The organism is Citrobacter sp., from assembly GCF_050252275.1.
GTDB lineage: Bacteria > Pseudomonadota > Gammaproteobacteria > Enterobacterales > Enterobacteriaceae > Citrobacter_A > Citrobacter_A amalonaticus.
Genome location: NZ_JBFWLF010000106.1, coordinates 1 through 13,421, shown reverse-complemented (window position 1 = coordinate 13,421; position 13,421 = coordinate 1). Strand labels below are relative to the sequence as shown.

Sequence of the window (13,421 nt, the reverse complement as noted above, 5' to 3'; positions counted from 1 at the left end):
AGACATACCGGAAAGCTGCTGTCGTCGAACGTCCCCTGTCTGACCGGACGGCAGGTGATGGACGATCTGGCGCACCGACTCAACCGCTCGGTGGCCCTGGACAATGACTGCTGCTGCTTCGCGCTGTCAGAGGCGCATACCCAGCAGGCCCGTCAGTTCTCGCGAATCTTTGGCGCCATTATTGGCACCGGCATGGGCGGAGGACTGGTGATCGACGGGCAGCTCTATCGTGGACGCAACCGGATGGCCAGCGAGTTTGGGCATTTACCGCTACCCGCCACCTTTATGCGCCGTTATAACCTGCCGGAGATCACGTGCGGCTGCGGCTTACAGGGCTGTCTGGAGCGCTACCAGTCCGGCCCCGGTTTACTCTGGCTGCATAAGCACTTTAGCGGGGAACAGCTCAAAATGGAGACGCTGCTGGAAAAGTACCGTCATGGCAACGCCAGCGCCGTCGCCACGGTTGAGGCGTGGATTGATATGCTGGGCTGTACGCTGGCGCAGTTGCAGCTCATTCTGGATGTCGACGCCTTTGTTCTGGGCGGCGGCGTCTCTAACATTGAGGAAATTTACACCTTACTGCCCGGCGCCATGTCGCGCTATCTCTTCCCGGGGCTCGCCCCCGCGAATGTCTTCCCGGCCGTGCATGGCGCATCCAGCGGTGTACGCGGTGCCGCCCTGCTGCTGGTCGAACAGGATGCACTGATGCACTAAGCGATCGCCGGCAAAATGCGCTTTTGCCGGCGTTCTCTCTTATTCATCCACGATAACGACATCCACCCCCATCTGGCTGAGCGCCTGATGATAATGCTCCGGAATACCACTGTCGGTAATCACCCGGTCAATACCGCTGATTTCACTGATCATGCAAAAACTTTTGCGGCCAAACTTGCTGGAATCCGCGACGACCGTAACCTCCTGCGCCACCTGACACATCACCTGGTTAAGGTGCGCTTCCCCTGGATGCGGCGTGGTGATCCCGGCTTCCAGACAAAATCCATCAACGCCCAAAAAGAGCTTATCAAACCGATACTGTCTGAGCTGATGTTCCGCTGAAGGACCATACAGCGAGTAAACGCTTTGCCTGACATTTCCCCCTAATATCATGACATCCACCCGTTCAAAATTGGCGAGTTCCCAGGCAATGTTCAGCGCATTGGTCATCACCACCAGATCGCGACGACTTTTAAGCAACGGAGGAATAAGCGTGGTGGTCGAGCCAGAATCGAGAATCAACGTGTCGCCATCTTTGACAAAACTGGCCGCTTTTTCGGCAATCCGCGATTTCACATCGCGGTTCAGCCGGTCTTTATCCTGTAAGGGGCGATCGAGGGCAAAGTGTTGATTTAATACAGCGCCGCCATAAGAACGCATGACGCAGCCTTTCTGCTCGAGATAACGTAAGTCATTGCGGATAGTGACGCTTGAGACGCCGAAATGCACGCTCAGGGGTTCGACACGAACACTACCTTGATCGCATAACAGATCGATGATTTGCTCGCGACGTCTTAAGTTATCCAGCATTGCTTTTGCTCCATTGCATATTGTTATGTTTTAGCGATTTATCGCTTTCGTTTTCTTTTTAATATATTAAATCAGAAGACTTAAGGCGAATTTGTGAACGCGTCCGCAGCGCGGATTTTGGCAAAAAAGCCTGTTTTTCTTTCGTTTTATCTAAACCGAAAATGAAAAATGCGAAAGATCGAAAAGCGTGCAGGACAGGTGAGCGGGAGAAGGAGACGAAAAATCAGTGAAAAAACGAAAGCGGGTTCGGCAAAAACCCGCTGACATTTTTCTTTTTGCTTAATTGAAGGACATCACATTTTTGTGATTTTCACGACGCCGCCTGGACGATAATGACCTCAACGCCATTGCGATGAAACTCCTTCAGGCTCTCTTCCGGGATGCCTTCATCGACGATGATGGTGTGAATACGCTGGGTATCAATAATTTTATGCAGGCTCGAGCGGTTAAATTTACTGGAGTCAGTGACCACGATAATCCGTTCCGCCACTTCACACATCCGGCGATTTAGCCGGGCTTCGTCTTCGTTATGAGTACTGACGCCTCGCTCTAAATCAATGGCGTCGACGCCCAGAAACAGCATATCGAAGTGATAATTCTGCAACGACTGCTCGGCCTGGTCGCCATAAAACGACTGCGACTGACGACGCAGATGACCACCGGTCATTAACAATTCCACGCCGTCTGCTTCCAGTAAGGCATTGGCGACGTTCATCCCGTTGGTCATTGCAATCACATCGCTATGCTGACGCATCAGGCGCGCAATCTCATAGGTCGTGGTACCGGAGTCCAGGATCACGCGGTGACCCGGTTTGATCAACTCCACGGCCGCTTTGGCGATACTGCGTTTCACTGCCGTGTTCAGTGAGCTTTTATCTTCGACGGAAGGCTCCGCACCTGGCGTATTACTGTCGCAAATCAATGCGCCGCCATAGGCGCGAACGGCGATCCCCTGCTTTTCCAGGAACGCCAGATCGTTGCGGATCGTCACCGTGGAAACGCCAAACAATCCCGAAAGATCGTTCACCTGTACGCTTCCTTGCTGCCGCAACCGCTGGATAATTTGCTCACGCCTTTCGCTGGTGCCTGACACCCGCTTGTCTCCAGAAGCATCGGTATTGCTCATAAGAAATCCTTTGGCTAATTCTTTCGTTTCATTTCGTTTCGCCTATTAACGCCTTTCTTTTATCGGAATGCAAGCCGAAAAAAGTCGACCTGAGGGGCGAAAAACCCCGCTGAATGCTTTCATTATGTTTCTTTTGTGAAACAGATCGGAAAACTATTATCTTTCGTTTTATTTTTATAAGACCATGATGCAGTATCAAGTGAAACAAAACGAAAGATCGAATGTCGCAGTTATCTGACCTGGAGAGGAAAGTGAAACATCTGACTGATATGGTGGAACAGCATAAACGCGGTAAGGCAAACGGAATTTACGCCGTTTGTTCCGCGCATCCGTTGGTGCTGGAATCCGCAATACGTTACGCACAGGCAAATCACTCGCCGCTGCTGATTGAAGCAACCTCAAATCAGGTTGACCAGTTTGGCGGTTACACGGGCATGACCCCAGCCGATTTTCGCCATTTTGTCTGCCAATTGGCCGACTCACTTAATTTCCCTCAGGAGCAACTGATTCTGGGGGGCGACCACCTCGGCCCTAACCGTTGGCAAAACCTGGCCGCAGAACCGGCAATGACCAATGCCGACGAACTGATCAGAAGCTATGTCGCCGCCGGATTCAAAAAAATCCACCTTGATTGCAGCATGTCCTGCCAGGGCGATCCCGTGCCATTGACCGATGCCATCGTCGCGGAACGTGCCGCGCGTCTGGCGAAGATTGCCGAAGAGACCTGCATTGCTCATTTTGGCGACTCTGATCTGGTTTATGTGATTGGCACTGAAGTGCCGGTACCGGGCGGAGCCCATGAGACGCTCACCGAACTGGCTGTCACCACGCCTGAGGCCGCACGAGCGACACTGGAAGCCCATCGTCACGCCTTTGAAAAGCAGGGACTCAATGCCATCTGGCCCCGTATCATCGCGCTGGTGGTACAACCCGGCGTTGAGTTCGACCATACCCACATCATTGATTATCAGCCACAAAAAGCCGTCGCGTTAAGCAAGATGGTGGAAGCGTATGACACGCTGGTTTTTGAGGCGCACTCCACGGACTACCAGACGCCACAGTCGCTGCGCCAGTTAGTGAAAGATCACTTTGCCATCCTGAAAGTCGGCCCGGCCCTGACCTTCGCCCTGCGCGAAGCGCTGTTCTCGCTGGCCGCCATTGAGGAAGAGTTACTCCCGGCAAAAGCCTGTTCCGACCTGCGTCATGTCCTTGAAAGCGTCATGCTCGATCGTCCGGAATACTGGCAGAGCCACTACCACGGCGATGGCAATACCCGCCGTCTGGCGCGGGGCTACAGCTATTCCGATCGTGTTCGTTACTACTGGCCAGACAGCCAGATTGATGAGGCGTTTGAACGACTGGTGCGCAATCTGGCGGATGAGCCGATTCCCCTGCCGCTCATTAGCCAGTATCTGCCGTTACAGTACGTGAAAGTGCGCGAGGGAGATCTCAATGCCACACCGCGAGAACTCATCATCAACCATATTCAGGACATACTGCAGCAGTACCATGCCGCCTGCCAGGGCGTAACGTCCCAAAACGGATAACAAAAAAGAGGAACACGCTATGCCAAATATTGTACTCAGCCGTATCGACGAAAGGCTTATTCATGGCCAGGTCGGGGTGCAGTGGGTCGGGTTTGCGGGGGCGAATCTGGTCCTGGTCGCCAACGATGAGGTGGCGGAAGACACTGTGCAACAGAACCTGATGGAGATGGTGCTGGCAGAAGGGATCGCCGTGCGTTTCTGGTCGCTGCAAAAAGTGATCGACAACATTCACCGCGCCGCCGACCGACAGAAAATTTTGCTGGTCTGCAAGTCCCCCGCTGATTTCCTCAGGCTGGTCGAAGGTGGGGTGCCTGTGACACGCATCAACGTTGGCAATATGCACTACGCCAATGGCAAACAGCAGATTGCCAAAACGGTCTCTGTCGACTCGACCGATATTGCGGCGTTTAACGGCCTGAAAGCTGCCGGGGTGGAATGCTTTGTTCAGGGCGTTCCGACAGAACCTGCGCAGGATCTCTTTAAACTCATCTGAGGCCTTCACCATGGAAATTAGTCTGTTACAGGCTTTTGCATTAGGTATCCTCGCCTTTATTGCCGGCCTGGATATGTTCAACGGATTAACACACATGCACCGCCCGGTGGTGCTTGGGCCGCTGGTCGGCCTGATTCTGGGCGATCTGCATACCGGTATTTTAACCGGCGGTACGCTGGAACTGGTGTGGATGGGACTCGCACCACTGGCAGGCGCGCAACCGCCAAACGTCATTATCGGCACTATCGTGGGTACGACGTTCGCCATTACAACTGGGGTGAAACCGGATGTCGCCGTGGGCGTCGCCGTGCCGTTTGCCGTGGCGGTGCAGATGGGGATTACGTTTCTGTTCTCCGTGATGTCCGGGGTGATGTCCCGCTGCGATCGCATGGCGGCGAATGCCGACACCGCAGGTATTGAACGGGTCAACTATCTGGCGTTACTGGCACTGGGGATTTTCTATTTTCTGTGTGCGTTTCTGCCGATTTACTTCGGTGCAGAGCACGCGAAAACGGCCATTGATGTTCTGCCGGAACGGCTGATTGACGGTCTCGGCGTCGCAGGCGGCATCATGCCAGCCATCGGCTTTGCCGTACTGCTGAAAATCATGATGAAAAACGTCTATATCCCTTACTTTATCATCGGCTTCGTGGGAGCCGCCTGGCTCAAACTGCCGGTACTGGCGATCGCCGCTGCGGCACTGGCCATGGCGCTGATCGACCTGCTGCGTAAATCTCCAGAACCGACGCAATCTGCGGCCCAGAAAGAGGAATTCGAAGATGGCATCTAATCAACAAACGCTTCCGACTGTTTCCGACAGCGACGAAACGCTACTTTCCGGCGTAAACGAAAACATCTATGAAGATCAGAGAATTGGTGCAGAGCTGACCAAAAAAGATATCAACCGGGTGGCCTGGCGTTCCATGCTGTTGCAGGCGTCGTTTAACTACGAACGTATGCAGGCTTCCGGGTGGCTGTACGGGCTGCTGCCTGCGCTGAAAAAGATCCACACCAATAAACGCGATCTGGCGCGCGCCATGAAAGGCCACATGGGTTTCTTCAATACCCACCCCTTCCTGGTGACGTTTGTCATTGGCATCATTCTGGCGATGGAGCGCTCAAAACAGGACGTTAACAGCATTCAGAGCACCAAAATTGCCGTTGGCGCGCCGCTTGGCGGGATTGGCGATGCGATGTTCTGGCTGACGCTGTTGCCTATTTGCGGCGGCATTGGGGCCAGTCTGGCCTTGCAAGGTTCCATCCTCGGCGCAGTGGTCTTTATTGTGTTATTTAACGTGGTGCATCTGGGTCTGCGTTTTGGCCTGGCGCACTATGCTTATCGTATGGGGGTCGCCGCCATTCCGCTCATCAAGGCCAATACGAAGAAAGTGGGCCACGCGGCATCTATCGTCGGGATGACGGTCATTGGCGCACTCGTGGCGACCTATGTGCGTCTGAATACCACGCTCGAAATCAAGGCGGGTGATGCGGTCGTTAAGCTTCAGGCAGACGTGATCGACAAACTGATGCCCGCTTTTTTACCGCTGGTCTATACCCTGACGATGTTCTGGTTAGTCCGTCGCGGCTGGAGTCCGCTGCGCCTCATCGGTATCACCGTGGTACTGGGCGTCGTCGGCAAGTTCTGTCACTTCCTGTAAAGCAAAGAGGTCTTCGATGTTAGGTATTATTTTGACGGGGCACGGTGGGTTTGCCAGCGGTATGGAAAAAGCGATGAAACAGATCCTCGGCGAGCAGTCGCAGTTTATCGCCATCGACTTTCCGGAAACCTCCACCACTGCGCTGCTCACCTCGCAGCTTGAGCAGGCGATTGAACAACTGGACGGCGAAGAAGATATCGTTTTCCTGACCGACCTGCTTGGCGGCACTCCGTTTCGCGTCGCCTCTACGCTGGCGATGCTGAAACCAGGCCGGGAAGTGATCACTGGCACCAACCTGCAATTGCTGCTGGAGATGGTGTTGGATCGCGAAGGACTCAGCAGCGAAGCATTTCGTGTGCAGGCGCTGGAGTGCGGGCATCGCGGCCTGACCAGCCTGGTCGATGAGCTGGGGCGTTGTCGCGAGGAGCACCCCATCGAGGAAGGAATATGACGCAGGTTTTGCGTGCCAGACGCCTGCTCACCGAGCAGGGCTGGCTGGACGATCATCAGTTGCGCGTTGAAGAAGGCATCATCACGGCCATCGAGCCGATTGCTGCGGGCATCACCGTGCGCGACGCCGAGCTACTGTGTCCCGCCTATATCGACACCCACGTCCACGGTGGCGCGGGGGTCGATGTGATGGACGATGAACCGGACGCACTCGAAAAGCTGGCGATGCACAAAGCGCGTGAAGGCGTTGCCAGTTGGCTCCCCACCACCGTCACCGCGCCGCTGAAGACGATTCACCGCGCGCTGGAGCGTATCGCTCAACGCTGTTATTCCGGCGGGCCTGGCGCCCAGGTGCTCGGAAGTTATCTGGAAGGGCCCTACTTCACGCCGCAGAATAAAGGTGCCCATCCCCCGGAGCTGTTTCGCGAGCTGGACCTCACGGAACTTGATGAACTGGTCGCCATTTCACGACAGACCCTTCGGGTGGTGGCGCTGGCACCGGAAAAAACGGGCGCCTTGCAGGCGATTCACCATCTCAGGCAGCAGGGTATACGGGTGATGCTGGGGCATAGCGCGGCAAGTTGGGCGCAAACCCAGGCCGCCTTTGACGCAGGCGCGAGTGGACTTGTGCACTGCTACAACGGTATGACCGGACTCCATCACCGTGAACCAGGAATGGTTGGCGCAGGACTCACCGATCCACGCGCGTGGCTGGAGCTCATCGCCGACGGGCACCACGTCCATCCGGCCGCCATGAAGCTCTGTTGCTGCTGTGCCAAAGAGAGGCTGGTGCTGATCACCGATGCGATGCAGGCCGCCGGTATGCCCGACGGAAACTACACGCTGTGCGGTGAAAAGGTCGACATGCATGGCGGAATCGTGCGAACCGCATCGGGTAGCCTGGCAGGCAGTACGCTGTCGGTCGATGCGGCAGTGCGCAATATGGTTGAACTGACAGGAATCGCCCCTGAGGAGGCGATCCATATGGCCTCGCTCCATCCGGCGCGACTGCTGGGGATCGACAGCCACTTAGGATCGTTAGCCGTGGGCAAACGTGCCAACATGATCGCTCTCAATGGCGGACTGCATTTACAACAGATCTGGATTCAGGGTCAGCGCCTCCCCCTTTGACCCTTTTTCTCCCTGGCCTTCGATCATGAATCGTAAGGCCTTTCTTTTCCTTTCGCTTAAGAAAACCCTCACCTCAGAACCTTCAGAGATAATTATTACAGATCAATAAGATAAAAATGCTCTCCGTACAATCGATCACACTTTTCGTTTTATTTCATTTCGCATCATTGAACTTTCGATTTCTTTCCTATAGATTTTAATCAATCGATCATGTGAACAAGTGAAACGAAACGAAAGATAGCGACATTTTGCCAGCGTCTGATGTGGAATTCACAAGACTAAGGACTTACGTTATGCCAGAAACCTATACCCCTGCAGCGGCAACCACCGGAACCTGGACTGAAGAAGAGATCCGCCAGCAGCCTGCCAGTTGGATCCGATCGCTGACGAACATTGACGCGATACGTACCACGATCGACAACTTTCTTGCGCCACTACTGCGTAAAGACGATCTGCGGATCGTGCTGACCGGGGCAGGTACCTCGGCATTCATTGGCGAGATCATCTCTCCCTGGCTTGCCAGCCACACGGGGCAAAACATCAGTGCCGTACCGACCACCGATCTGGTCACCAATCCGATGGATTATCTGAATCCGGCGCATCCGCTGCTGCTGGTCTCGTTTGCCCGTTCCGGCAACAGCCCGGAAAGCGTCGCCGCAGTGGAACTGGCAAACCAGTTCGTCCCTGAGTGCTATCACCTTTCGATCACCTGCAATGAAGCGGGCAGCCTGTACCAGAACGCGGTGGCAAGCGATAACGCTTTTGCTCTGCTGATGCCGGCAGAAACACACGATCGCGGTTTTGCGATGACCAGCAGTATTACTACCATGATGGCCAGTTGTCTGGCGGTGTTCGCACCAAAACTCATCAACAGCCAGACCTTCCGCGACGTCGCGGATCGCTGCCAGATGATCTTGTCCTCATTGGGTGATTTCAGCCACGGCGTGTTTGGCAATGAAAGCTGGAAACGGATCGTCTACCTCGGCAGCGGCGGATTGCAGGGTGCCGCGCGTGAATCGGCCCTGAAAGTGCTGGAACTGACCGCCGGTAAGCTGGCGGCATTTTACGATTCTCCAACCGGCTTCCGTCATGGACCGAAATCACTGGTGGATAACGAAACGCTAATCGTGGTGTATATCTCCAGCCACCCTTACACCCGGCAGTACGATCTCGATCTGCTGGCAGAGCTGCGTCGCGATGATCAGGCCATGCGCGTTGTTGCCATTGCAGCCGAAAGCGATTCCATTATCGAAGCCGGCCCGCACATTTTGCTGCCGTCTGCGCGTCATTTCATCGATACCGAACTGGCGTTCTGCTACCTGATGTATGCCCAGGTCTTTGCGCTCACCCAGTCCATTGCGGTCGGTAATACGCCGGATACCCCTTCACGCAGCGGTACGGTCAACCGTGTGGTGCAGGGCGTCGTTATTCACCCGTGGCAGGCTTAAGAGGATCCGATCATGAGTATCATTTCCACGAAGTATCTCTTGCAGGATGCCCAGGCAAAAGGCTACGCCGTACCGGCCTTCAACATCCATAATGCCGAGACGATCCAGGCGATCCTCGAAGTGTGTAGCGAAATGCAATCACCGGTGATCCTCGCCGGTACGCCTGGTACCTTTAAACATATCGCGCTGGAAGAGCTTTACGCGCTGTGCACTGCCTACTCGACCACCTACGGTATGCCGCTGGCGCTGCATCTCGATCATCATGAATCGCTGGACGACATTCGCCATAAAGTGAACGCCGGAGTGCGCAGCGCCATGATCGACGGTAGCCATTTCCCGTTTGAAGAAAACGTGAAGCTGGTGAAATCGGTGGTGGATTTCTGCCACGCCCGCGATTGCAGCGTCGAAGCGGAGCTGGGGCGACTGGGTGGCGTCGAAGATGACATGAGCGTGGACGCAGAAAGCGCCTTTCTGACCGATCCGCAGGAGGCCAAACGCTTTGTTGAGCTGACCGGCGTCGACAGCCTTGCCGTCGCCATCGGTACCGCGCACGGCCTGTACACCAAAAAGCCGAAAATCGATTTCCAGCGTCTGGCTGAAATTCGTGAAGTGGTGGATATTCCGCTGGTGCTACATGGCGCGAGCGATGTGCCTGACGAGTACGTGCGCCGCACGATAGAACTGGGCGTCTGTAAGGTTAACGTCGCCACTGAACTGAAAATTGCCTTTGCCGATGCCGTGAAAGCGTGGTTTGCCGACAACCCACAGGGCAACGATCCGCGCTACTACATGCGCGTCGGTATGGATGCAATGAAAGAAGTCGTGAGAAGTAAAATCAATGTCTGTGGATCGGCCAATAAACTTTTAGTCGACCACGAGTTATCGTAAGCGAGTCGGCTTTATCATCACTACACAAAAGCGCTATCTGATTAATATCAGGTAGCGCTTTCTGACCAAATAGCGGAGGAGAATAACGAGATTACATCACGCTGAATTAATTAATGAATGCGATACGGTAAGAATAATATATTTCAACAAGTTCAGTCATTCAATTATTTTATGGTGAGGATTTAAGTATGAGCAGTCCAAATATCCTGTTAACGCGTATTGATAACCGACTGGTGCATGGTCAGGTGGGTGTCACCTGGACATCAACGATCGGTGCCAATCTGCTGGTCGTCGTGGATGATGATGTCGCTCAGGATGAGATTCAGCAGAAATTAATGAGCATCACCGCAGAAACCTACGGTTTCGGTATCCGCTTCTTCTCTATAGAAAAAACTATCAATGTCATCGGTAAAGCAGCGCCGCATCAGAAGATCTTCCTGATTTGCCGCACCCCGCAAACAGTCAGAAAGCTGCTCGAAGGCGGTATCACGCTTAACGACGTGAACGTCGGCAATATGCACTTCTCAGAAGGCAAAAAGCAGATCAGCAGTAAAGTTTATGTCAATGAGCAGGACCTTAATGATCTGCAGTTCATTAAGAAACATGGCGTAAACATTTTTATTCAGGATGTCCCTGGCGATCAAAAAGAAGCGATCCCGGAGTAAATAACAAGCCAACGTTTTCATAGTAAAGGGACTTATTTATATGAGGTGTTTACAATGAATGAAATAACGCTTTTACAAGGGATATCCCTCGCGGCACTAGTCTTCTTTCTGGGAATCGATTTTTGGCTGGAAGCCTTGTTTTTATTCAGACCAATTATTGTCTGTACGCTCACTGGCGCCATTCTTGGCGACATTCATATTGGTTTGATCACCGGCGGTCTGACCGAACTGGCTTTTGCTGGTTTGACGCCCGCCGGCGGCGTACAACCGCCAAACCCCATCATGGCAGGATTGATGACAACGGTGATCGCCTGGTCTACCGGCGTGGATGCCAAAACCGCCATCGGCCTTGGCCTGCCGTTCAGTCTGCTGATGCAATATGTGATTCTGTTCTTCTATTCCGCTTTTTCCCTGTTTATGTCCAGAGCCGACAACTGCGCAAAAGAAGCCAACACCCGCGCATTTTCCCGTCTGAACTGGCTAACGACGCTGATTGTCGCCTGCTCTTACGCGATTATCGCGTTTCTGTGTACCTATCTGGCGCAGGGTGCCATGCAGGCGCTGGTGAAAGCCATGCCCGCCTGGCTTACTCATGGTTTTGAAGTCGCGGGCGGTATTCTGCCTGCCGTTGGTTTTGGTCTGCTGCTGCGCGTGATGTTCAAAGCACAGTACATTCCTTATCTGATCGCCGGCTTCCTTTTTGTCTGCTACATCCAGGTCAACAACCTTCTCCCGGTCGCAGTCCTCGGCGCGGGCTTCGCCGTGTACGAGTTTTTCAATGCCAAAGCTAAACAGCAGGCGCAACCCCAGCCTGCCGCCCATAGAAATGATGATGAAGAGGATTACAGCAATGGGATCTGAAATCAGTAAAAAAGACATTACCCGTCTTGGCTTCCGCTCTTCGCTTCTGCAGGCGAGCTTTAACTATGAAAGGATGCAGGCGGGCGGCTTTACCTGGGCGATGCTGCCGATTCTGAAAAAAATCTATAAAGATGATAAGCCGGGCCTGAGTGCGGCCATGAAAGATCATCTGGAATTTATCAATACCCACCCAAACCTCGTCGGTTTTCTGATGGGGCTGCTTATCTCCATGGAAGAGAAAGGAGAAAACCGCGACACCATTAAAGGCCTGAAAGTGGCGCTGTTTGGCCCTATTGCCGGGATTGGTGATGCCATTTTCTGGTTCACTTTGCTGCCGATCATGGCGGGGATCTGCTCCTCTTTCGCCAGCCAGGGCAATTTGCTGGGGCCGATTCTGTTCTTCGCCGTTTATCTGATGATCTTTTTCCTGCGCGTCGGCTGGACTCACGTCGGCTATTCGGTTGGGGTAAAAGCCATTGATAAGGTGAGGGAAAACTCGCAGATGATCGCCCGCTCGGCGACCATCCTCGGGATCACGGTGATTGGCGGTCTGATCGCGTCTTACGTCCATATTAATGTCGTGACCTCTTTTGCCATCGACAGCACGCACAATGTGGCACTACAAAAGGACTTCTTTGATAAGGTCTTCCCGAACATTTTACCCATGGGCTACACGCTGCTGATGTACTACCTGCTGCGGGTGAAAAAAGCACATCCGGTCTTGTTAATCGGTGTCACCTTTGTGCTTTCTATCGTCTCTTCCGCACTCGGCATTTTGTAAACTGAACGGGGCGCGACAGTACGTGCGCCCCTCGTCAAAAGGATGACTGACCAATGCAATGCATACAGTACTGCGACCACTACGATGCGCTCAGCGATCGCGCCAGCGAACGGTTGATTCAGGTTATACAGGACAAACCTGACGCGACGATTTGCCTGGCGACCGGTGCCACACCTGAACTGACCTATCGTTTCTTTGTCGAGAAAATACAACAGAATCACGTTGATATCCGAAACGTGACCTTCGTGAAGCTCGATGAATGGGTGGGGATTCCCTTACACACACCGGGTACCTGTGAATCGTTCCTGCAACAGCACATCGTGCAACCGCTTGGCCTGCGCCCGGAACAGTTGATCGGCTTTCAGTCGGAAAATATCGATGAGAAAGAGTGCGAACGCGTGACGGATTTGATTGCCCATCGGGGTGGCCTTGATTTATGCGTACTGGGTATCGGCAAAAATGGTCATCTGGGGCTGAACGAGCCGGGAACCGCGCTGGAGCCGTGTTGCCATATTTGCAGGCTTGATGACCAAACGCGCCATCACGACATGCTGAAAACGGCAGGTCGTCCGGTGACACACGGTATCACGCTGGGACTGAAGGAGATCCTCAATGCAAAAGAAATTTTGCTGCTGATTGCCGGGGAAGGCAAATCACTGGCGAGCCGTCAATTTTTAACTCAATCAATTACAACGTCTCTTCCTGCATCGTTTTTATGGCTACATAACAATATGCACTGCCTGATTGATCAATCATGCTTAAATTTTGGCTAACCCGTCCTCTAACGTTTTTTCACCAGACAGGTTTATTGCCTGTCTGGGAATAATAAAGTTAAATCATTTTACACAT

15 protein-coding genes are annotated in these 13,421 nt (G+C 53.6%); 13 read left to right on the top strand and 2 right to left on the bottom strand.

The window, feature by feature from the left end:
• A partial coding sequence (locus AB7E14_RS11060) for an ROK family protein (protein ID WP_428169520.1) occupies positions 1-714 on the top strand: 714 nt, incomplete at its 5' end.
• 39 nt (positions 715-753) lie between these two features.
• Here AB7E14_RS11060 and agaR read toward each other — a convergent pair.
• Positions 754-1,524, bottom strand: coding sequence for a transcriptional repressor AgaR (gene agaR / locus AB7E14_RS11055; protein WP_042998253.1), 771 nt, complete (start codon positions 1,522-1,524; stop codon positions 754-756).
• A 310-nt stretch (positions 1,525-1,834) separates the two neighbouring features.
• A complete protein-coding gene (locus AB7E14_RS11050; RefSeq protein ID WP_125339396.1) occupies positions 1,835-2,650 on the bottom strand; it encodes a DeoR family transcriptional regulator in 816 nt (271 codons plus the stop codon).
• A 221-nt stretch (positions 2,651-2,871) separates the two neighbouring features.
• On the opposite strand from AB7E14_RS11050, the gene kbaZ reads away from it, so the two are divergent.
• The 12 genes from kbaZ (at position 2,872) to AB7E14_RS10990 (ending at position 13,345) form a co-directional block, all read left to right on the top strand.
• A complete protein-coding gene (gene kbaZ, locus AB7E14_RS11045; RefSeq protein ID WP_316962559.1) occupies positions 2,872-4,197 on the top strand; it encodes a tagatose-bisphosphate aldolase subunit KbaZ in 1,326 nt (441 codons plus the stop codon).
• 19 nt (positions 4,198-4,216) lie between these two features.
• Positions 4,217-4,690: a PTS N-acetylgalactosamine transporter subunit IIB gene (agaV, locus tag AB7E14_RS11040; RefSeq protein WP_181628094.1), complete on the top strand. Its 474-nt coding sequence runs from the start codon at positions 4,217-4,219 to the stop codon at positions 4,688-4,690.
• 10 nt (positions 4,691-4,700) lie between these two features.
• Complete coding sequence (agaW, locus tag AB7E14_RS11035) at positions 4,701-5,480, top strand: PTS N-acetylgalactosamine transporter subunit IIC (protein WP_042998256.1); 780 nt, start codon at positions 4,701-4,703, stop codon at positions 5,478-5,480.
• Positions 5,470-6,348, top strand: coding sequence for a PTS N-acetylgalactosamine transporter subunit IID (gene agaE / locus AB7E14_RS11030; RefSeq protein ID WP_058587534.1), 879 nt, complete (start codon positions 5,470-5,472; stop codon positions 6,346-6,348). The genes agaW and agaE overlap by 11 nt, the downstream gene beginning before the upstream one ends.
• A gap of 16 nt (positions 6,349-6,364) precedes the next feature.
• Positions 6,365-6,799 carry a PTS galactosamine/N-acetylgalactosamine transporter subunit IIA gene (gene agaF, locus AB7E14_RS11025; RefSeq protein ID WP_042325173.1) on the top strand — a complete coding sequence of 145 codons (435 nt, stop codon included), beginning with the start codon at positions 6,365-6,367 and terminating at the stop codon, positions 6,797-6,799.
• Positions 6,796-7,929 (top strand): N-acetylglucosamine-6-phosphate deacetylase, encoded by a 1,134-nt coding sequence (gene nagA / locus AB7E14_RS11020; protein ID WP_200118726.1) that lies wholly within the window; start codon positions 6,796-6,798, stop codon positions 7,927-7,929. The genes agaF and nagA overlap by 4 nt, the downstream gene beginning before the upstream one ends.
• A gap of 293 nt (positions 7,930-8,222) precedes the next feature.
• The gene (locus AB7E14_RS11015) at positions 8,223-9,377 is read left to right on the top strand and encodes an AgaS family sugar isomerase (RefSeq protein ID WP_316962560.1); all 1,155 of its coding nucleotides are present in this window, start codon (positions 8,223-8,225) and stop codon (positions 9,375-9,377) included.
• 12 nt (positions 9,378-9,389) lie between these two features.
• Positions 9,390-10,265 (top strand): tagatose-bisphosphate aldolase subunit KbaY, encoded by an 876-nt coding sequence (gene kbaY, locus AB7E14_RS11010; protein WP_044267500.1) that lies wholly within the window; start codon positions 9,390-9,392, stop codon positions 10,263-10,265.
• Between the two features lie 188 nt (positions 10,266-10,453).
• On the top strand, positions 10,454-10,930 hold the full coding sequence (gene agaB / locus AB7E14_RS11005) for a PTS galactosamine transporter subunit IIB (RefSeq protein WP_042998261.1): 477 nt from the start codon (positions 10,454-10,456) through the stop codon (positions 10,928-10,930).
• A 54-nt stretch (positions 10,931-10,984) separates the two neighbouring features.
• The gene (gene agaC, locus AB7E14_RS11000; RefSeq protein WP_316962561.1) at positions 10,985-11,791 is read left to right on the top strand and encodes a PTS galactosamine transporter subunit IIC; all 807 of its coding nucleotides are present in this window, start codon (positions 10,985-10,987) and stop codon (positions 11,789-11,791) included.
• Positions 11,781-12,572 (top strand): PTS galactosamine transporter subunit IID, encoded by a 792-nt coding sequence (gene agaD / locus AB7E14_RS10995; protein ID WP_042998263.1) that lies wholly within the window; start codon positions 11,781-11,783, stop codon positions 12,570-12,572. Before agaC ends, agaD begins: the two co-directional genes overlap by 11 nt.
• A 53-nt stretch (positions 12,573-12,625) precedes the next feature.
• Entirely contained in the window at positions 12,626-13,345 is a 720-nt protein-coding gene (locus AB7E14_RS10990; protein WP_316962562.1) for a galactosamine-6-phosphate isomerase, read from the top strand.
• The last annotated feature ends 76 nt before the right edge of the window (positions 13,346-13,421 follow it).